We start from the raw sequence: 16,752 nt of genomic DNA, 5'->3' as shown, positions 1-16,752 counted from the left end.
ATTTCCTTGTGTTGATCAGCTCAGAAATGTCTGCAGCAAGTCATTGAGAAACAGCTGTCCGCGCTCGGTGGCCGCCAGACGTGTCGGTTCGACCTGCAACAACCCGCTTTGTTCGGCCTCGCGCCGGCCTTCGGCCAGGCTTTGCAGGGGCAACCCGGTGCGTTCCGGGTACAGTCGCGCGTCCACGCCTGCGGTCAGGCGCAGGGCGTTCATCAGGAACTCGAACGGCAGTTCTTCATTGGCCAGGGTTTTCTCGCCAGCCTGGAAGCTTTTGGCCGGATTGAGATAGTCCTTGGGCAGTCGGGTCTTCCAGGTGCGCACGATGCGCCCGTCCGGATGGCTGAGCTTGCCGTGGGCGCCGGCGCCTATGCCGATGAAGTCGCCGAAGCTCCAGTAGTTGAGGTTATGCCGCGCCGCCCGACCGGGCTGGGCGTAGGCCGAGACTTCGTATTGGACGTAGCCGTGTTCGGCCAGCAAGGCCTGCCCGGCTTCCTGGATATCCCACAGCGTGTCGTCTTCGGGCAAGGTCGGCGGCTGATTCCAGAACACCGTGTTCGGTTCCAGCGTCAACTGGTACCAGGACACGTGGGTCGGCTTCAAGGCAATGGCCTGGCGCAGGTCGCTCAAGGCATCGTCGAGGGACTGGTCGGGTAGCCCGTGCATCAGGTCCAGGTTGAAGTTGTCGAACCCGGCCTGGCGGGCCATGCCGGCGGCGCGTATCGCTTCGTCACCGTTATGGATGCGCCCCAGGGCTTCGAGCTTGGCCTGCTGGAAGCTCTGGATGCCGATGGACAGGCGGTTGATGCCCAAGGCCCGGTAAGCGACGAATTTTTCTTGCTCGAATGTGCCGGGGTTGGCTTCCAGGGTAATTTCGATGTCCTGGGCGAACGGTATCCGCGCCTCGACCCCCTTGAGCAATCGGCCCAGGGCCTGGGCACTGAACAGGCTCGGGGTGCCGCCACCGAAAAAGATCGAGCTCAGCGGGCGACCATGGACCGCGTGCAGATCCTGGTCGAGGTCTGCCAGCAAGGCGTCGACGTATTCCTCCTCCGGCAGCTGCGGGCTGGCGGTGTGGGAGTTGAAGTCGCAATACGGGCATTTGCGCACGCACCACGGGATGTGGATGTACAACGCCAGGGGCGGCAACACCGGCAGTGGCGCCCGGGGCGTTTGTACACCGCCATGGATCAGCGGTGCGGGAGCGTCATCGATCATTGCAGGCCCAGGCGTTGACGCAGCAGGGCCATGGCGCGGGCGCGGTGGCTCAGTTGGTTCTTTTCCACCGGCCCCAGCTCGGCGCTGGAGCAATTGCGCTCCGGCACCCAGAACAACGGGTCGTAGCCAAAACCGTGCTCGCCGCTGGCTTGGGTGAGAATGCGCCCGTGCCACAGGCCTTCACAGAGGATTGGCAGCGGATCGTCGGCGTGGCGCACCAGGGCCAGTACACAGACGAACTGCGCGCCGCGCTCGGCTTCGGGCACGTCCTTGAGGGCATCGAGCAGCTTGGCGTTGTTCGCAGCGTCTCCTTTGCCGTCAGCGTAACGGGCCGAGTAGATGCCCGGTGCGCCGCCGAGGAAGTCCACGGCCAGCCCGGAATCGTCGGCGAGCGCCGGCAGGCCCGAGATGCGTGCGGCATTGCGGGCCTTGAGGATGGCGTTCTCGACGAACGACAGGCCGGTCTCTTCCGGTTCCACCTGGCTGAATTCGCCAATCGAGCGCAACTGCACCGACCCGCCGAGCATGGCCTGCAGTTCCTTGAGTTTGCCGGCGTTGTGGCTGGCCAGTACGAGTTGGGTGAGGTTCATCATTCGCCGGGGAACAGTTCCTGGTTGAAGTTGATGGTGTTGATCTTGTCGCCGGTTTGCACCTTGATCTCGAAGGTGCGGGTTTCCTGTTGGTCCACTGGATACTGGGCGATGTAATAGATCGCGTCTTGTTCGGTGATCTGGCGGAAGGAGAGGGGGACTGTCTTGCTGGTCAGGTCCTTCACCGTGCCGCTGACGTCGGCGATCAATGGCTTGCCGCTTTTGATCACCGAGACATTGATCACCCCTTGGTTCTTGCTGCGAATCAGCTCGGCAGCCTTGGCGATGTCGGGTGTCAGGAAGGTGGAGTTGAACGTGTTGTAGTGCACGGTGATATCACCGAACACTTCCTTGCGCTCGCCCTTGATGACGTCGGCGGCCATGGCGCCAACGCTCAGGCAAGCGGTGATGAGAAACAACGCTAGACGTTTCATGTCGTGCTCCTGGTGAGGCCGGGGCTTACACCGCGACCTGGTAATCGGCAAGGCCTGGGCTGCTGACCCGATAGATGCCTATTTCACCTAACAGATTAGGCCATAGCTTGCTGGCCCACCCGTGGCGGTGCTGCTGGTCCACGGCCAGGCGATCGATGACCTTGGCTTCACGTTCGCGGCACAGCGCCTCGAAATCCTTGAAGGTGCAGAAGTGGATGTTCGGCGTGTTGTACCAGGTGTAGGGCAGGAAATCCGACACCGGCATGCGCCCCTTGCTCGCCAGGTACCAGCGGCAGCGCCAGTGGCCGAAGTTGGGGAAGGTGATGATGCACTGGCGCCCGACCCGCAGCATTTCGTCGAGGATCTTGTCCGGGTAGTGCACCGCTTGCAGGGCTTGGGTCATGACCACGATGTCGAAGCTGTTGCTGGCGAAGTTGCCCAGGCCCTTGTCCAGGTCCTGCTCGATGACGTTGATGCCCTTGGCGACGCACTCGGCAATGTTGTCCGGGTCGTTTTCCAGGCCGTAGCCGGTGACCTGTTTGTTGTCCCGCAGCCAGGTCAGCAGTTCGCCGTTGCCGCAGCCCAGGTCGAGCACGCGGCTGCCGGCGGGGATCCATTCCTGGATGATGTCCAGATCGGCTCTCATGGCGTCCTCACAGCGTTATACGGTTCATGTAGTTGCCGAACGCCTGCAGGTAGCGCGGGATCGGGATCAAAAAGGCGTCGTGGCCCTGGGGTGCGTCGATTTCCAGGTAGCAGACGTCCTTGCGCGCGGCCATCAGCGCGTCCACCAGCTCCCGCGAGCGCGCCGGGGAGAAGCGCCAGTCGGTGGTGAACGACATCACGCAGAACTTGGCGGTGGCCTTGGCGAAGGTTTTCGCCAGGTCATCGTCGAAGTTCGCCGCCGGGTCGAAGTAGTCCAGGGCCTTGGTCATCAGCAGGTAGGTGTTGGCGTCGAAACGCCCGGAAAACTCCTCGCCCTGGTAACGCAGGTAGCTCTCGACCTGGAACTCGACGCTGTGGAAGTCGTAGTTGAGCTTTTCGCTCTTGAGGCCACGGCCGAATTTCTCGCCCATGGAGTCGTCGGACAGGTAGGTGATGTGCCCGACCATCCGTGCCAGCATCAGCCCGCGCTTGGGGATCACGCCGTGTTCCTGGAACGAACCGCCGTGGAATTCGGGGTCGGTGAGGATCGCCTGGCGCGCCACTTCGTTGAAGGCGATGTTTTGCGCCGACAGCTTGGGGGCCGAGGCGATTGCCAGGCAGTGGCGCACGCGGTCCGGGTAGGTGATGGTCCATTGCAGGGCCTGCATGCCCCCCAGGCTGCCGCCGATCACCGCGGCCCACTGGCCAATACCGAGGCGGTCGGCCAGGCGGGCCTGGCTGTGGACCCAGTCTTCCACGGTCAGCACCGGGAAATCGGCGCCGAAGGGCTTGCCGGTGTCCGGGTTGAGGCTGCTGGGGCCGGTGGAGCCGTTGCAGCCGCCCAGGTTGTTCAGGCTGACCACGAAGAACTTGTTGGTGTCGATGGGCTTGCCCGGGCCGATGCAACTGTCCCACCAGCCGGGCTTGCGGTCGTCGATGCTGTGGTAGCCGGCGGCGTGGTGATGCCCCGACAAGGCGTGGCAAATCAGCACGGCGTTGCTCGCCGTGGCATTGAGGGTGCCGTAGGTTTCGTAGATCAGGTCATAGGCTGGCAACGAACGGCCGCAGGCCAGGGCCAGGGGCTCGCTGAAATGCGCCGTTTGCGGCGTCACCAGACCAACGGAATCGGGGGGAAAGGCAGCTGGCATCGACCCTGCTCGCGTTGAAATGAGGCGTAAGTCTAAAGACCACTGTGGCAGGCGGCAAGCAAAGGGCGGCGTTGATTGTTCCTTGGGTGAAAACCCTGTGTCGGATGAGTTTTTTGTGGCGAGGGAGCTTGCTCCCGCTGGGGCGCGAAGCGGCCCTGTAGGCGCTGCCGAGTGCAACGAGGCTGCGATCTTTCCCAGACACTTGAGTCTCAAGCGAAAGATCAAAAGATCGCAGCCTTCGGCAGCTCCTACGGGGTCAGATCAGCAGCCGCAGGATTTCCGGCATCAGGGTCATCGCCGCCAGGTTGTTGATCACCAGCATGTCGATCAGCTTGAGCACCATGAACGCCAGGATCGGCGAGATATCCAGGCCGCCCAGGTTCGGCACGATGCGGCGGAACGGCGCCAGGGCCGGCTCGCAGATCTGGTTCACCAGTTCGGCCCCCGGGTTATGGCTGCCCGGCGCGACCCACGACAGGATCACGCTGATGATCATGGCGAAGAAGAAAATCTTCAGGAACAGCGCGGTCACGCCAATGATCGACCAGATCAGCAATTGCAGCGGGTTGCCGGTGGTGCCGTAGGTCAGCAGCAGGGTCAGGGCCATCAGCGCCATTTGCACGAGGATCGCCAGGACCAGCGACGACATGTCCAGGCCGAACAGGCTCGGGATGATCCGGCGCAGCGGCTTGAGCAGCGGCTGGGTGGCCTTGACGATGAACTGGCACAGCGGGTTGTAGAAGTTGGCGCGCACCAGTTGCAGCACGAAACGCAGCAGCACGATCAGCAAGTACAGGCTACCGAGGGTTTGCAGCACGTAGACCGCTGCGGTGTTCAATCCAATCATGAATGGCTCCTTATTGGCCCAGTTGTTCGGCCATCTCGGCCGAGCGGTGCGCGGCGGCGCCGAGTGCTTTTTCCACCAGGGCTTCGAAGCCCCCGGCCTGGAACGATTTGATGGCCGCTTCGGTGGTGCCGGCCGGCGAGGTCACGCGACGACGCAGCTCGGCCGCATCGACGTCGCTCGATACCGCCATGTGCGCGGCACCGAGTGCGGTCTGCAAGGTCAACTGGGCGGCGGTTTCCCGGGTCAGGCCAAGCTTTTCGCCAGCGGCGGTCATGGCTTCGATCAGCAGGAAGAAGTACGCCGGGCCCGAGCCGGAGACGGCGGTGACCGCGTCCAGTTGCTGTTCGGTGTCCAGCCACAGGGCCAGGCCAACGGCCGACAGCAGGGTTTCGGCCTGCTGGCGTTGCTCGGCGCTCACCCGTGGCGTGGCGAACAGGCCGCTGACGCCTTGGCGCAACAGCGCCGGCGTGTTGGGCATGCAGCGTACGATCGGCTGTTCGCCGAGCCAGTTGTTCATGCTGGCGCAGGTGATGCCGGCGGCAATCGACACCACCAGTTGATGGGGCTTGAGGCTGGGGCGAAGGGCTTCGCAGACGGTTTTCATCGCTTGCGGCTTGACTGCCAGCACGATGACGTCGGCACCGTCGATGGCCTGGGCATTGTCGGCGAAGGTTTCGATGCCGTGCTCGGCACTCACTCGGGTGCGGGCCCCTTCACCCGGATCGCTGGCGCGGATCAGCGAAGCGTCCAGGCCCTTGGCCCGCAGGCCGCCGATCAGGCTGGCGGCCATGTTGCCGGCGCCGATGAAGGCAATACGCGTGTTGCTCATGACAGGTCCTTATAAAGAGATGAGTCGGTCATGTTCAGGATTGACCGTAGTCGCGGGCACCAAACAGGGCGGTACCGATGCGCACCCAGGTGGCGCCTTGGGCAATGGCCGACTCGAGGTCGTGGCTCATGCCCATGGAAAGTGTGTCCAGCGGCAGTGCCAGGCTGGCTTGCAGGCGTTGAACGGCGGCGAAGGCTGCATCCTGGGCGGCACGTTCTTCGGTGGGTTCGGGAATCGCCATCAGCCCGCGCAGCTTCAGGCGCGGCAAAGCGTTGATGGCGCTGGCCAGGGCGGGCAGGTCCTCCGGGGTGCAGCCGGATTTGCTGGCCTCACCGCTGACATTGACCTGGATACAGATGTTCAGCGGCGGCAACTCGGCCGGGCGCTGCTCGGACAGGCGCTGTGCAATTTTCAAACGATCCACGGAATGCACCCAATCGAAGTGTTCGGCGATAGCGCGCGTCTTGTTCGATTGAATGGGGCCGATGAAGTGCCAGATCAAGGGCAGGTCGGTCAATTCGACCTGTTTGCCCAGGGCCTCTTGCAGGTAATTCTCGCCGAAGTCCCGCAGGCCGGCGGCATAGGCTTCACGCAGGGCCTGGGCAGGCTTGGTCTTGCTCACGGCCAGCAGTTGGACACTGCCTTCGGTACGTTGGGCGGTCTGCTCCGCCGTGCGGATGCGCGAACTAACCTGAGCAATGTTGTCTGCTATCGTGGACATAAAGGAAGCGCCAGCGGTGAGGTTCGCGGCATTCTACTGGAATTGAGGAGCGCTATGGATATCACTGAACTGCTGGCGTTCAGCGCCAAACAGGGGGCATCGGACCTGCACCTGTCCGCCGGGCTGCCGCCGATGATCCGCGTGGATGGCGATGTGCGGCGGATCAACCTGCCGGCGCTGGACCACAAGCAGGTCCATGAACTGATCTACGACATCATGAACGACCGGCAACGGGTGGATTACGAAAAGTTTCTGGAGACTGACTTTTCCTTCGACGTGCCGGGCGTCGCGCGATTCCGGGTCAACGCCTTCAACCAGAATCGCGGCGCGGGGGCGGTGTTCCGGACCATTCCGTCGAAAGTCCTGACCATGGAAGACCTGGGGATGGGCGAGGTGTTTCGCAAGGTGACCGAATCGCCGCGCGGACTGGTGCTGGTGACCGGGCCGACCGGTTCGGGCAAGTCCACCACCCTGGCGGCGATGATCGACTACCTCAACAGCCATAAGCACCATCACATCCTCACCATCGAAGACCCTATCGAATTCGTTCACGAACCGCGCAAATGCCTGATCAACCAGCGCGAGGTGCACCGCGACACCCAAAGTTTCTCCACGGCCCTGCGTTCAGCCCTGCGGGAGGATCCGGACGTGATCCTGGTGGGCGAGATGCGCGACCTGGAAACCATTCGCCTGGCGCTGACCGCCGCCGAAACCGGGCACCTGGTGTTCGGCACCTTGCACACCACCTCGGCGGCCAAGACCATCGACCGGGTGGTGGACGTGTTTCCCGGTGACGAGAAATCCATGGTTCGCTCGATGCTGTCGGAGTCGTTGCAGGCGGTGATTTCCCAGGCGCTGATCAAGAAGATCGGTGGGGGCCGGATCGCGGCGCATGAAATCATGCTGGGGACCTCGGCCATTCGGAACCTGATCCGCGAAGACAAAATCGCGCAGATGTACTCATCGATCCAGACCGGCGGTTCGCTGGGGATGCAGACGCTGGATATGTGTTTGAAGGACTTGGTGAACAAGGGCCTGATCAGCCGCGAACATGCGCGGGAGAAGGCGCGGACGCCGGATAACTTCTAGAGGGGCAAGCGGTGTGACCTGTGGCGAGGGGATTTATCCCCGCTGGGGCGCGAAGCGCCCCCCAACAATATAAGGCTTTCACCTTTATTTCAGGCTAGCCATTTGGGGCTGCTTCGCAGCCCAGCGGGGATAAATCCCCTCGCCACAAGGGGGCTGGCAGGCTCTTCTGATCAGCGCTGAACCACGCGCAGCGCACCTGGTTCTTTCGGCAGTACCCGCTTGGCCACCACGTAGTGAGTGTCCCAGTACGGCTTGTTCAAGGTGTCGATGGTCACCGACTTGCCGCGGCGTGGGGCGTGGATGAAGCGGTCGTTGCCCAGGTAGATGGCCACGTGGTTGACCCGACGGCTCTTGAGCTTGAAGAAGATCAGGTCGCCGGGCTTGAGATCCTTGCGCTCGACTTTCTCGCCGTGACCGGCGGCCATGGCGTTGGACGTGCGCGGCAGGTCGAACGTGGCGTCGTTGAAAGCGTATTTGACCAACCCGCTGCAATCGAAGCCTTTACTTGGGCTGCTGCCGCCCCAACGATAAGGTGTGCCAAGTACATTCACGGCGCGGCTCAGCACGTTGCTGCTCGCTTTGGTCGCCATGGGCGGCACCAGCTTGCTGTTGGCCGTGCCCACGCGCTGGACGCTTGGCTTGTTCTTGCTCGAGGGAGCAGAAACATGGGATTTCGGGGTATAGCCGTTGACGTTGGGAAGACGTTGCTCACGATTGGTGGCGTGGGCGGCCAGTGGCAATAATAGGCAAATGGTTAGCCATGTCTTGAAAAATGGACGCATTAGGCAAGGCTCTTAAAGGTTAGCGCGCAACTTTATAACAGCTTTTTTCGCGTTCCTGAGGCCGTTTGTCGATTCGGAAGTCGCTACGAACCCCGCATAAATGCGACAAATTGACCCGATTGTCCGACAGAACCCCGACACCACGGGGGTTTGCTTGGTTCAAGTCGCTCAGGACCGCTTGTCGGCGAGACATAAAAAAGTCACACAAAGTCCGAACAAATTTTTCTATCGAGGTAAAAGAGGCCATTCATGAACAGCTATCAGCAGGACGCCATCCGCGATACCCACAGCAAAGTCATCGGGTATCTGCTGTGGATTTTCGGTTTTACCGGCGCCCACCGTTTCTATTACGGCAAGCCGGTCACGGGCACGATCTGGTTCTTCACCTTCGGCCTGCTGGGCATCGGTTGGCTGATCGACCTGTTCCTGATCCCCGCCATGGACCGCGAGGCGGACCTGCGTTTCACCCCAGGGCCGATCGAGTACAGCGTGGCGTGGATTCTGCTGACGTTTCTCGGGGTGCTGGGCGTACACCGGATGTATCAGGGCAAGTGGATCAGCGGGATTATTTACCTGCTGACCGGTGGGGTGTTTTTCCTCGGGGTGCTGTATGACTTCTGGACGCTGAACGATCAGGTGTCGATTCGTAATGCGCAGAAGCGTGGGGCTTTTCAGTAAGACCCAGTCGCCTGTATCGCGAGCAAGCTCGCTCCCACATTGGATCGAGGTGTTCACCCATCATGTGTTCACCAAGATCCCCCTGTGGGAGCGAGCCTGCTCGCGATAGAAACGGCGCGGTATCAGGCCTGGTGGGTGATCCGCCCATCCATCAGGGTATAGCGCACCACTCCCGGCAGGCTGTGACCGAGGAACGGGCAGTTGTCGCCCTTGGAACGCCAGGCTTCGCCGGCCACGGTGGACGCGGCTGGGTCGAACAGCACCAGGTCCGCCGCGGTGCCCACCGCCAGTTTCCCCGCCGGCAATTGCAGCGCCTGGGCCGGGCCGGCGCTCAGGCGGGCCAGCAAGGTCGGTAGGTCCAGCAAGCCGTCCTCCACCAGCGTCAGGGCCAGCGGCAGCAGCAGTTCGACGCTGCTGATGCCCGGCTCGGTGGCGCCGAACGGGGCCAGCTTGGCATCACGCTCATGGGGTTGGTGATGGCTGGAGATGGCCGAGACCACCCCGGACTTCACCGCCTCGCGCAGGCCATCGCGGTCGGCGCGGGTGCGCAGCGGCGGCTGGACGTGGTAGACGCTGTTGAAGTCGATCAGCGCCTCGTCGGTCAGGATCAGTTGGTACAGCGCCACATCGGCGGTCACCGGCAAGCCGCGGGCCTGGGCCTGGGCGATCAACGCCGCGCCGCGGGCGCTGGTCAGCTGGCTGAAGTGGGCGCGCACGCCGCTTTGTTCCACCAACAGCAGGTCCCGGGCCAGGGCCACGGTCTCGGCGGTTTCCGGGATGCCCGGCAGGCCGAGGAAGCTGGCGGTCGGACCTTCGTGGGCCAGGCCACCTTCGGCCAGGTCGTGATCCTGGGAGTTGAAGATCACCGTCAGGCCGAAGGTCGCCGCGTATTCCAGGGCGCGGCACAGGGTGCGGGTGTTGCGGAAACTGTTCAGGCCGTTGCCGAACGCCACGCAACCGGCGTCGCGCAGGGCGATGAGTTCGGCCAGTTGCTCACCGTCGAGGCCCTTGCTCAGCGCGCCGATCGGGAAGACCTTGGTGTTGCCGGCTTCGCGGGCGCGGTCGAGGATCAGTTCGGCCACGGCCGAGGTGTCCAGTACCGGTTTGGTCTGTGGTGGGCAGCACAGGCTGGTCACGCCACCGGCCGCGGCGGCCCGGGTTTCGCTGACGATGCTGCCTTTGCGGCTGTAGCCCGGTTCGCGCAGGGCGACGTTCAGGTCCACCAGGCCGGGCGCGGCCACCAGGCCCTGGGCGTCGAGGATTTCAGCCGCCACGAAACCGGTGGGCGCGGCGCCCAGGGCGACGATCTTGCAGGCATCGATATGAATGTCAGTCACTTGATCCAGGCCGCTGGCCGGATCGATCACGCGTGCGCCGAGAATGCTGAGCTTCACTGGGCGTTCTCCTGGTCGAATTGGCGCTGGGCCGTTTGCCCGCTCATGGCCATGGACAGCACCGCCATGCGGATGGCGATGCCGTAGGTCACCTGGTTGAGAATCACCGAGTGCGGCCCGTCGGCCACCGCCGACTCGATCTCCACGCCGCGGTTGATCGGCCCCGGGTGCATGACGATGGCATCCGGCTTGGCCCCGGCCAGGCGGGCGGTGGTCAGGCCGAACAGGCGGTAGAACTCGCCTTCGCTGGGCAGCAGGCCGCCGGTCATGCGCTCGCGTTGCAGACGCAGCATGATCACCACGTCCACGTCCTTGAGGCCTTCGGTCATGTCGGTGTAGACCTTCACGCCGTATTGCTCGACGCCGATGGGCAGCAGGGTTTTCGGCGCGATCACGCGGATGTCCGGGCAACCGAGGGTCTTGAGGGCCAGCATGTTCGAGCGGGCGACCCGCGAGTGCAGGATGTCGCCGACGATGGCCACCGACAGGTTTTCGAAGCTGCCCTTGTGTCGACGGATGGTCAGCATGTCGAGCATGCCCTGGGTCGGGTGGGCGTGACGGCCGTCGCCGCCGTTGATGATCGCCACTTGCGGACACACGTGTTCGGCGATGAAGTGCGCTGCGCCGGAGTCGCCGTGGCGCACGACGAACATGTCGGCGGCCATGGCTTCGAGGTTGCGCAAGGTGTCGAGCAGGGTTTCGCCCTTGCTCGCCGAGGACGTGGACACGTTCAAGGTGATCACGTCCGCCGACAGGCGCTGGGCCGCCAGTTCGAAGGTGGTGCGGGTGCGGGTGGAGTTTTCGAAGAACACGTTGCACACGGTCTTGCCGCGCAGCAACGGGACTTTCTTCACCGCCCGGGCACCGACTTCGAGGAACGAGTCGGCGGTGTCGAGGATTTCCGTCAACAGCTCGCGGCGCAGGCCGTCGAGGGACAGGAAGTGCCGCAGCTGGCCCTGATCGTTGAGCTGCAGCGGGCGCTTGGTTTCGAGAGGCGTCATCGCGATGGACTCTTACAAGGGCAGTTAAAGGGCAAGGTCTTGCAGTTCGAGTTGCAGCGGCGACGGCCCGGAGAGCTTGACCCGCTCATGGGCGGCCAGCGTCAGCGTCGCGCCGACCACGTTCGGCCGGATCGGCAGCTCGGCGGCGTCCAGGTCCAGCAGGCACACCAGCGTCACGCTGGCCGGGCGACCGTAGTCGAACAATTCGTTCATGGCGGCGCGGATGGTCCGGCCGCTCATCAGCACGTCGTCGATCAGCACCAGGTGCTGGCCTTCGATCTCGAACGGCAGTGCCGAGGGGCGTACTTGCGGGTGCAGGCCGTTCTGGCTGAAGTCGTCGCGGTAGAAGGACACATCCAGGGTGCCCAGCGGCGATTGGCTGCCCAGTGCTTCGAGCAAGGCCTGGGCGACCCAGACGCCACCGGTGCGAATGCCGATGTAGCGCGGTTCGCTGATGCCGCGGTGTTCCAGGTGTGCCGTGAGACGAATCGCCATCTGGCTGATCAGTTCGGCAGGATTGGGCAGGCTCATGCTGGCTCCTTCAGGTTCCCGGGCCGGTGGTGAGTGGCGCGGCTTATCGCTAAAAGAAAGCGCCTTGGCGGCGCTTTGTAAAAAATCAGGTTTCGAACAGGGCGGCGTTGGCGTCGAGCCAGCCTTGCAGCAGCAGGGCGGCGGCGATGGCGTCCACCGGGTTGTCGCGGTAGCTGCCTTTCTGTCCGCCGCGCATCAGGCGCTCGCCCTTGGCCTCGAACGTGGTCAGGCGCTCGTCATGGGTATAGAAGGGCAGGTTGTAGCGGCCATTGAGCCGGCGGGCGAACTTTTCGGCGCGCAGGCACATGTCGCTGGGCGTGCCGTCCATGTTCAGCGGCAGGCCGACCACCACGGCATCGGGTTTCCACTCCTTGATCAGCGCTTCGACCTGGTTCCAGTCCGGAACACCGTTCTGCGCCTTCAAGGTACACAGCTCGCGGGCCTGGCCGGTAATGACCTGGCCGACCGCTACGCCGATCTGTTTGGTGCCGTAATCGAAGCCCAGCAGCAAGCGCAGGGCCATCAGGCGTGTCCTGCCTGGCTGGTGAGCAGGCTGAGGTTGACCCCCAACCGGCTGGCCGCCGCTTCCAGGCGCAGTTCGCTGCTGGTATTGAACAGGATGTCGGCGTCGAACGGGCAGGTCAGCCAGGCGTTGTCGGCCAGCTCGGCTTCCAGTTGCCCGGGTTCCCAGCCTGCATAGCCGAGGGCGATCAGGCTTTTCTGCGGGCCGACGCCGTCGGCGATGGCGAACAGCACATCCTGGGAGGTGGACAGCGACAAGCCGTCCAGGTCTACCGTGGCCTGGTATTTGGGGCCCGACGGATGGAGCACGAAGCCGCGGTCGGTCTGCACCGGGCCGCCGATGAAAATCGGCACGTGCTGGCACAAGAGTGGCGGTTCGATCTCGGGCCGCAGTTGCTCAAGGATGTCCGCCAGGTTCAGCTCCTGCGGGCGATTGATCACCAGCCCCATGGCCCCATTGGCCGTGTGCTCGACGATGTAGGTCAAGGTATGGGCAAAGTTCGGATCGGCCATGTGCGGCATGGCGATCAGGAAGTGATGCTTGAGGTAGGTGGGGCTGACGTTTTTCATAGGCGCTAGTGTGGCGGCGCAGGGGCGAACTGACAAGCCGGGAAATGCCTGAGACTGTCACCAATCCCCTGTGGGAGCGAGCTTGCTCGCGATAGCAATTGATCATTCAACACAGAGGTCGACTGGCCGTCTGCTATCGCGAGCAAGCTCGCTCCCACAAGGGGATTGGATGGTTATCAGTTGCTGGACAGCCGGTCGCCGCGGGCGAATTTCCAGGTGCGGATGATTTCCAGCCGGTCGATGTCCGACAGGTCCCCGGTAAACGGCGCGAACGGTGCGGCCAGGCGCACGATCCGCTGTGCGGCCTGGTCCAGCAGCGGCTGGCCGGAGGATTCGAGCACCAGCACTTCATACAGCGAGCCGTCACGATTGATCGAGACCATTAGCCGCAGGTTGCCGTAGATCTGCTTGCGCCGCGCTTCGTCAGGGTAGTTGAGGTTGCCGATGCGCTCGACCTTCTTGCGCCACTCGTCCTTGTACCAGGCACCCTTGTCGCGCATGGTCGAAGCGGCGCTCAGGCGGTGGATGCGCGGGCGCTTGGCGTAGAGCTGTTGCTCCTGGGCCAGTTCGGCTTCCAGGCTGGCGATGTCGCTGGACAGCTGGGAGCTGTCGAAGGTGGGCGTGGGGGCCTGGGGCTTGGGATCAGGCTTGACCTCTTCCTTGACCGGGGCTTTCTTCGGCTTCGGCGCCACGGTGGTCACGGCCGCCTTGGGCGCCGTTTCCTGCACTTCGGGCTTGGCGGCGGGCGGCGGGGTGACTTTCTGCACCGTGTTGTCCTGGAAGGGCGCGATCTCGGTGGTCTTGGGGATCGCCTTCTTTTCCAGGGTGCCGCTGCCTTGCTGGTTTTCCTGGGCGAGGAAGTCGGCCTTCTTGGGCTTGGTTTCGCTCTTGAAGGTGGCCAGGGTGATTTCCAGGGTCTGGCTGATCTGTTTCGGCTCGACCGTGGCAAACCCGACGCCCAGCAGCAAGGCCAGGTGGATCAACGCCGCCAGGAACAGGGTAAAACCGAGGCGATCAGCCGGGCGCACGCTGCGATGGGCGAGCTCTTGGGGCAGATCGGACGGGAGTGTCATGACAAGGAAACCAACATCGCGTTTTTTTCAGGCCGGGCATGATAACGCAATGTGGGTTCCCTTCAGCAGATCTGGATCAACGAGCCTTGAGCTTCTGATCGATGGCATCCATCAACAGGCCGCCGATGTCGGTGCCAAAGGCGTTATCGATCTCGCGGATGCAGGTCGGGCTGGTGACGTTGATTTCCGTCAGGTGCTCGCCGATCACGTCCAGGCCCACGAACAGCAGGCCTTTTTCCCGCAGGGTCGGGCCGACCTGGGCAGCGATCCAGCGGTCCTTCTCGGTCAACGGCCGCGCCTCGCCACGTCCGCCGGCTGCCAGGTTGCCCCGGGTTTCACCGGCCGCCGGGATACGCGCCAGGCAATAATCCACCGGTTCGCCATCGATCATCAGGATGCGTTTGTCGCCATCGACGATGGCCGGCAGGTAGCCCTGGATCATGATCTGCTGCTTGCCGTGCAGCGTCAGGGTTTCCAGGATCACCGACAGGTTCGGGTGGCCGGCGGTGTGCCGGAAGATCGAGGAACCGCCCATGCCGTCCAGGGGCTTGAGGATCACGTCGCCGTGATGGTCGGCAAATTCGCGCAACACGTCCGGGCGACGGCTGACGATGGTCGGCGGTGTGCACTGCGGGAACAGCGTGGCGAACAGCTTTTCGTTGCAGTCGCGCAGGCTCTGGGGCTTGTTGACCACCAGCACGCCGGCGTTTTCCGCTTGTTCCAGCAGGTAGGTGGAGTACACGAACTCCATGTCGAACGGCGGATCCTTGCGCATCAGGATCACGTCCAGGTCGCTGAGCAGCGCATCGCGCTCGTCGCCCAGCTCGAACCACTTCTCAGGGTTGGCGAAGACGTTCAGCGGCTTCATTCGCGCCCGCGCCTGGCCTTCGGCCTGGTAGAGGTCGCGCTGCTCCATGTAGAACAGCTCCCAGCCGCGCTTCTGAGCGGCCAGCAGCATGGCCAGCGAGCTATCCTTTTTATAGGAAATGCTGGCGATAGGGTCCATGACAATGCCGACGCGTACGCTCATGGCTTGGTTCCTCGAAATGTGATGGGCACATAATGGCGTGAAAAAGTGGCGTCAGAGTGGCGCCCGGAAGATTGGCGGTCAAGGAAAAACCACCGCGCCGAGCGGCCGATAGATCGGCGATGGAGACTGTGCTAAAAAGGCTGCCATGTGACGTGCGGGCCTTGAACATCAAGGGTTTGCGCTGTCGTTCACTCTCAGGCGTTAAAAACCGGTCCGCAGCGGCAATGGCAGAGCACTCTACGCAACAGCAACCCAGCGCCTTGAAGGTCATGGTCATCGACGACTCGAAGACCATCCGCCGCACCGCCGAAACCTTGCTGCGCAACGTGGGCTGCGAGGTGATCACGGCGATCGACGGTTTCGATGCCCTGGCCAAGATTGCCGACCATCACCCGGGCATCATCTTCGTCGACATCATGATGCCGCGCCTCGATGGCTACCAGACCTGTGCCCTGATCAAGAACAACAGCGCGTTCAAGGCCACGCCGGTGATCATGCTGTCGTCCAGGGATGGGTTGTTCGACAAGGCCAAGGGGCGCATCGTCGGTTCCGATCAGTTTTTGACCAAGCCGTTCAGCAAGGAAGAACTGCTGGGGGCGATACAGGCCCATGTCCCGGGCTTTACCGCTGTCCAGCCGCACCAGGCACATTAATGACACTCGGCCAACGGGCCTGGGGTCAACAAGAAAATGGGGAATACCATGGCACGAGTTCTGATCGTCGATGATTCGCCGACTGAAATGTACAAACTGACCGGCATGCTGGAAAAGCACGGCCATCAGGTCCTGAAGGCCGAGAATGGCGCCGATGGCGTGGCGCTGGCCCGCCAGGAAAAACCCGATGCGGTGCTGATGGACATCGTCATGCCCGGCCTCAATGGTTTCCAGGCCACGCGCCAGTTGACCAAGGACCCGGACACCGGCCATATCCCGGTGATCATCATCACCACCAAGGATCAGGACACCGACAAGGTCTGGGGTACGCGCCAGGGGGCGAAGGACTACCTGACCAAGCCGGTGGACGAAGAAACCCTGATCGCGACCCTGAACAAAGTACTGGCGGGTTGACGGCGCGGCCATGAGCCAGTCCCTGACGGCCTTCGAACTGCTGCTGCAGATCGACCGGCGTTGCCGGCTGCTGGGGGCGGACCTGCCCTCCCAGCCGACCCACCGTGCCGGCTGGAGCGGCATCGGCTTTCGCCTGGGCGAGCACTGGTATGTAGCGCCGATGGGCGAAGTCAGTGAAGTGCTGCACGAGCCACGTTACACGCATTTGCCCGGGGTCAAGCCGTGGGTGCGTGGCGTGGCTAACCTGCGGGGGCGCTTGTTGCCGTTGATGGATCTGTGCGGGTTCTTCGGCCATGAGCTGTCCACCGTGCGCAAGCAGCGGCGGGTGCTGGTGGTGGACCACGACGAGGTGTTCGCCGGGTTGCTGGTGGACGAGGTCCTCGGGTTGCAGCACTTTGCCCAGGATAGCCTGGAGCCGATGCTGGTGGACGACCACGACGGCCCGGAAGCGGCCTTCGTCAAGGGCCGGTTCGGCGGCGAGCGCGAGTGGCAGGTGTTCAGCCCGTTTGCCCTGGCACGGTCACCGGGGTTCATGGATGTGGCGATTTGACGAGATGCAGCGCAGGCCCTTTGTGGGAGCGAGCTT

Annotated in this window: 21 protein-coding genes; 5 read left to right on the top strand and 16 right to left on the bottom strand. The window is 63.2% G+C overall.

What is annotated here, in order from left to right:
- Positions 1 to 15 precede the first annotated feature (15 nt).
- The 8 genes from hemW to BLQ55_RS26370 all read right to left on the bottom strand — a co-directional run bounded on the left by hemW (position 16) and on the right by BLQ55_RS26370 (position 6,429).
- Positions 16 to 1,215, bottom strand: a complete 1,200-nt coding sequence (gene hemW, locus BLQ55_RS26405; RefSeq protein ID WP_092203091.1) for a radical SAM family heme chaperone HemW — start codon at positions 1,213 to 1,215, stop codon at positions 16 to 18.
- Positions 1,212 to 1,808 carry an RdgB/HAM1 family non-canonical purine NTP pyrophosphatase gene (gene rdgB / locus BLQ55_RS26400; RefSeq protein WP_060740198.1) on the bottom strand — a complete coding sequence of 199 codons (597 nt, stop codon included), beginning with the start codon at positions 1,806 to 1,808 and terminating at the stop codon, positions 1,212 to 1,214. Before rdgB ends, hemW begins: the two co-directional genes overlap by 4 nt.
- Positions 1,805 to 2,239: a DUF4426 domain-containing protein gene (locus BLQ55_RS26395; protein WP_092203089.1), complete on the bottom strand. Its 435-nt coding sequence runs from the start codon at positions 2,237 to 2,239 to the stop codon at positions 1,805 to 1,807. The genes rdgB and BLQ55_RS26395 overlap by 4 nt, the downstream gene beginning before the upstream one ends.
- 25 nt (positions 2,240 to 2,264) lie before the next feature.
- Positions 2,265 to 2,885, bottom strand: a complete 621-nt coding sequence (gene metW, locus BLQ55_RS26390) for a methionine biosynthesis protein MetW (protein ID WP_060740200.1) — start codon at positions 2,883 to 2,885, stop codon at positions 2,265 to 2,267.
- Positions 2,886 to 2,892: 7 nt separating this feature from the next.
- Positions 2,893 to 4,032 carry a homoserine O-succinyltransferase MetX gene (locus tag BLQ55_RS26385; protein ID WP_092258259.1) on the bottom strand — a complete coding sequence of 380 codons (1,140 nt, stop codon included), beginning with the start codon at positions 4,030 to 4,032 and terminating at the stop codon, positions 2,893 to 2,895.
- Between the two features lie 256 nt (positions 4,033 to 4,288).
- Positions 4,289 to 4,879, bottom strand: a complete 591-nt coding sequence (locus BLQ55_RS26380) for a YggT family protein (RefSeq protein WP_092203087.1) — start codon at positions 4,877 to 4,879, stop codon at positions 4,289 to 4,291.
- Positions 4,880 to 4,889: 10 nt separating this feature from the next.
- Entirely contained in the window at positions 4,890 to 5,708 is an 819-nt protein-coding gene (gene proC, locus BLQ55_RS26375; RefSeq protein ID WP_092258256.1) for a pyrroline-5-carboxylate reductase, read from the bottom strand.
- Between the two features lie 34 nt (positions 5,709 to 5,742).
- A complete protein-coding gene (locus BLQ55_RS26370) occupies positions 5,743 to 6,429 on the bottom strand; it encodes a YggS family pyridoxal phosphate-dependent enzyme (RefSeq protein ID WP_092258253.1) in 687 nt (228 codons plus the stop codon).
- A gap of 54 nt (positions 6,430 to 6,483) precedes the next feature.
- On the opposite strand from BLQ55_RS26370, the gene BLQ55_RS26365 reads away from it, so the two are divergent.
- Entirely contained in the window at positions 6,484 to 7,518 is a 1,035-nt protein-coding gene (locus BLQ55_RS26365; protein ID WP_092203081.1) for a type IV pilus twitching motility protein PilT, read from the top strand.
- Positions 7,519 to 7,688: 170 nt separating this feature from the next.
- Here BLQ55_RS26365 and BLQ55_RS26360 read toward each other — a convergent pair whose 3' ends face one another.
- On the bottom strand, positions 7,689 to 8,300 hold the full coding sequence (locus tag BLQ55_RS26360) for a C40 family peptidase (protein WP_060740205.1): 612 nt from the start codon (positions 8,298 to 8,300) through the stop codon (positions 7,689 to 7,691).
- Between the two features lie 249 nt (positions 8,301 to 8,549).
- Between BLQ55_RS26360 and BLQ55_RS26355 the strand changes: the two genes are divergently transcribed.
- The gene (locus BLQ55_RS26355; protein WP_060740206.1) at positions 8,550 to 8,978 is read left to right on the top strand and encodes an NINE protein; all 429 of its coding nucleotides are present in this window, start codon (positions 8,550 to 8,552) and stop codon (positions 8,976 to 8,978) included.
- Between the two features lie 122 nt (positions 8,979 to 9,100).
- Here BLQ55_RS26355 and BLQ55_RS26350 read toward each other — a convergent pair whose 3' ends face one another.
- From BLQ55_RS26350 to gshB, 7 genes are all read right to left on the bottom strand, one after another.
- Positions 9,101 to 10,372 carry a dihydroorotase gene (locus BLQ55_RS26350; RefSeq protein WP_092203079.1) on the bottom strand — a complete coding sequence of 424 codons (1,272 nt, stop codon included), beginning with the start codon at positions 10,370 to 10,372 and terminating at the stop codon, positions 9,101 to 9,103.
- Complete coding sequence (locus tag BLQ55_RS26345) at positions 10,369 to 11,373, bottom strand: aspartate carbamoyltransferase catalytic subunit (RefSeq protein ID WP_003177495.1); 1,005 nt, start codon at positions 11,371 to 11,373, stop codon at positions 10,369 to 10,371. The genes BLQ55_RS26350 and BLQ55_RS26345 overlap by 4 nt, the downstream gene beginning before the upstream one ends.
- 24 nt (positions 11,374 to 11,397) lie before the next feature.
- A complete protein-coding gene (pyrR, locus tag BLQ55_RS26340; RefSeq protein WP_060740208.1) occupies positions 11,398 to 11,904 on the bottom strand; it encodes a bifunctional pyr operon transcriptional regulator/uracil phosphoribosyltransferase PyrR in 507 nt (168 codons plus the stop codon).
- Positions 11,905 to 11,989: 85 nt separating this feature from the next.
- Positions 11,990 to 12,427 (bottom strand): Holliday junction resolvase RuvX, encoded by a 438-nt coding sequence (gene ruvX / locus BLQ55_RS26335; RefSeq protein WP_092258250.1) that lies wholly within the window; start codon positions 12,425 to 12,427, stop codon positions 11,990 to 11,992.
- Positions 12,427 to 12,996, bottom strand: a complete 570-nt coding sequence (locus tag BLQ55_RS26330) for a YqgE/AlgH family protein (protein WP_092203077.1) — start codon at positions 12,994 to 12,996, stop codon at positions 12,427 to 12,429. The genes ruvX and BLQ55_RS26330 overlap by 1 nt, the downstream gene beginning before the upstream one ends.
- A gap of 176 nt (positions 12,997 to 13,172) precedes the next feature.
- Positions 13,173 to 14,069, bottom strand: coding sequence for an energy transducer TonB (locus BLQ55_RS26325; RefSeq protein WP_092258247.1), 897 nt, complete (start codon positions 14,067 to 14,069; stop codon positions 13,173 to 13,175).
- 76 nt (positions 14,070 to 14,145) lie between these two features.
- Positions 14,146 to 15,099 carry a glutathione synthase gene (gene gshB, locus BLQ55_RS26320; protein ID WP_092204946.1) on the bottom strand — a complete coding sequence of 318 codons (954 nt, stop codon included), beginning with the start codon at positions 15,097 to 15,099 and terminating at the stop codon, positions 14,146 to 14,148.
- Positions 15,100 to 15,323: 224 nt separating this feature from the next.
- Here gshB and BLQ55_RS26315 point away from each other — a divergent pair, with 224 nt between their 5' ends.
- Genes BLQ55_RS26315 through BLQ55_RS26305 form a run of 3 tightly spaced genes read left to right on the top strand, consistent with a single transcriptional unit; the run spans position 15,324 to position 16,716 of the window.
- Positions 15,324 to 15,752 carry a response regulator gene (locus tag BLQ55_RS26315; protein WP_092258243.1) on the top strand — a complete coding sequence of 143 codons (429 nt, stop codon included), beginning with the start codon at positions 15,324 to 15,326 and terminating at the stop codon, positions 15,750 to 15,752.
- 48 nt (positions 15,753 to 15,800) lie between these two features.
- Positions 15,801 to 16,166 carry a twitching motility response regulator PilH gene (pilH, locus tag BLQ55_RS26310; RefSeq protein ID WP_003206465.1) on the top strand — a complete coding sequence of 122 codons (366 nt, stop codon included), beginning with the start codon at positions 15,801 to 15,803 and terminating at the stop codon, positions 16,164 to 16,166.
- Between the two features lie 10 nt (positions 16,167 to 16,176).
- Positions 16,177 to 16,716: a chemotaxis protein CheW gene (locus BLQ55_RS26305; protein ID WP_092204945.1), complete on the top strand. Its 540-nt coding sequence runs from the start codon at positions 16,177 to 16,179 to the stop codon at positions 16,714 to 16,716.
- The last annotated feature ends 36 nt before the right edge of the window (positions 16,717 to 16,752 follow it).

Origin of the sequence: Pseudomonas sp. NFACC13-1 (genome assembly GCF_900104425.1) — a bacterium.
Taxonomy (GTDB): Bacteria; Pseudomonadota; Gammaproteobacteria; order Pseudomonadales; family Pseudomonadaceae; genus Aquipseudomonas; species Aquipseudomonas fluorescens_AA.
This window is presented reverse-complemented; position numbering and strand designations above follow the sequence as displayed.

What these genes read in the sequence shown, in the direction of transcription:
- hemW (WP_092203091.1), bottom strand. Translation starts at nt 1,215, where the DNA reads ATGATCGATGACGCTCCCGCACCGCTGATCCATGGCGGTGTACAAACG.
- rdgB (WP_060740198.1), bottom strand. Translation starts at nt 1,808, where the DNA reads ATGATGAACCTCACCCAACTCGTACTGGCCAGCCACAACGCCGGCAAA.
- BLQ55_RS26395 (WP_092203089.1), bottom strand. Translation starts at nt 2,239, where the DNA reads ATGAAACGTCTAGCGTTGTTTCTCATCACCGCTTGCCTGAGCGTTGGC.
- metW (WP_060740200.1), bottom strand. Translation starts at nt 2,885, where the DNA reads ATGAGAGCCGATCTGGACATCATCCAGGAATGGATCCCCGCCGGCAGC.
- BLQ55_RS26385 (WP_092258259.1), bottom strand. Translation starts at nt 4,032, where the DNA reads ATGCCAGCTGCCTTTCCCCCCGATTCCGTTGGTCTGGTGACGCCGCAA.
- BLQ55_RS26380 (WP_092203087.1), bottom strand. Translation starts at nt 4,879, where the DNA reads ATGATTGGATTGAACACCGCAGCGGTCTACGTGCTGCAAACCCTCGGT.
- proC (WP_092258256.1), bottom strand. Translation starts at nt 5,708, where the DNA reads ATGAGCAACACGCGTATTGCCTTCATCGGCGCCGGCAACATGGCCGCC.
- BLQ55_RS26370 (WP_092258253.1), bottom strand. Translation starts at nt 6,429, where the DNA reads ATGTCCACGATAGCAGACAACATTGCTCAGGTTAGTTCGCGCATCCGC.
- BLQ55_RS26365 (WP_092203081.1), top strand. Translation starts at nt 6,484, where the DNA reads ATGGATATCACTGAACTGCTGGCGTTCAGCGCCAAACAGGGGGCATCG.
- BLQ55_RS26360 (WP_060740205.1), bottom strand. Translation starts at nt 8,300, where the DNA reads ATGCGTCCATTTTTCAAGACATGGCTAACCATTTGCCTATTATTGCCA.
- BLQ55_RS26355 (WP_060740206.1), top strand. Translation starts at nt 8,550, where the DNA reads ATGAACAGCTATCAGCAGGACGCCATCCGCGATACCCACAGCAAAGTC.
- BLQ55_RS26345 (WP_003177495.1), bottom strand. Translation starts at nt 11,373, where the DNA reads ATGACGCCTCTCGAAACCAAGCGCCCGCTGCAGCTCAACGATCAGGGC.
- pyrR (WP_060740208.1), bottom strand. Translation starts at nt 11,904, where the DNA reads ATGAGCCTGCCCAATCCTGCCGAACTGATCAGCCAGATGGCGATTCGT.
- ruvX (WP_092258250.1), bottom strand. Translation starts at nt 12,427, where the DNA reads ATGGCCCTGCGCTTGCTGCTGGGCTTCGATTACGGCACCAAACAGATC.
- BLQ55_RS26330 (WP_092203077.1), bottom strand. Translation starts at nt 12,996, where the DNA reads ATGAAAAACGTCAGCCCCACCTACCTCAAGCATCACTTCCTGATCGCC.
- BLQ55_RS26325 (WP_092258247.1), bottom strand. Translation starts at nt 14,069, where the DNA reads ATGACACTCCCGTCCGATCTGCCCCAAGAGCTCGCCCATCGCAGCGTG.
- gshB (WP_092204946.1), bottom strand. Translation starts at nt 15,099, where the DNA reads ATGAGCGTACGCGTCGGCATTGTCATGGACCCTATCGCCAGCATTTCC.
- BLQ55_RS26315 (WP_092258243.1), top strand. Translation starts at nt 15,324, where the DNA reads ATGGCAGAGCACTCTACGCAACAGCAACCCAGCGCCTTGAAGGTCATG.
- pilH (WP_003206465.1), top strand. Translation starts at nt 15,801, where the DNA reads ATGGCACGAGTTCTGATCGTCGATGATTCGCCGACTGAAATGTACAAA.
- BLQ55_RS26305 (WP_092204945.1), top strand. Translation starts at nt 16,177, where the DNA reads ATGAGCCAGTCCCTGACGGCCTTCGAACTGCTGCTGCAGATCGACCGG.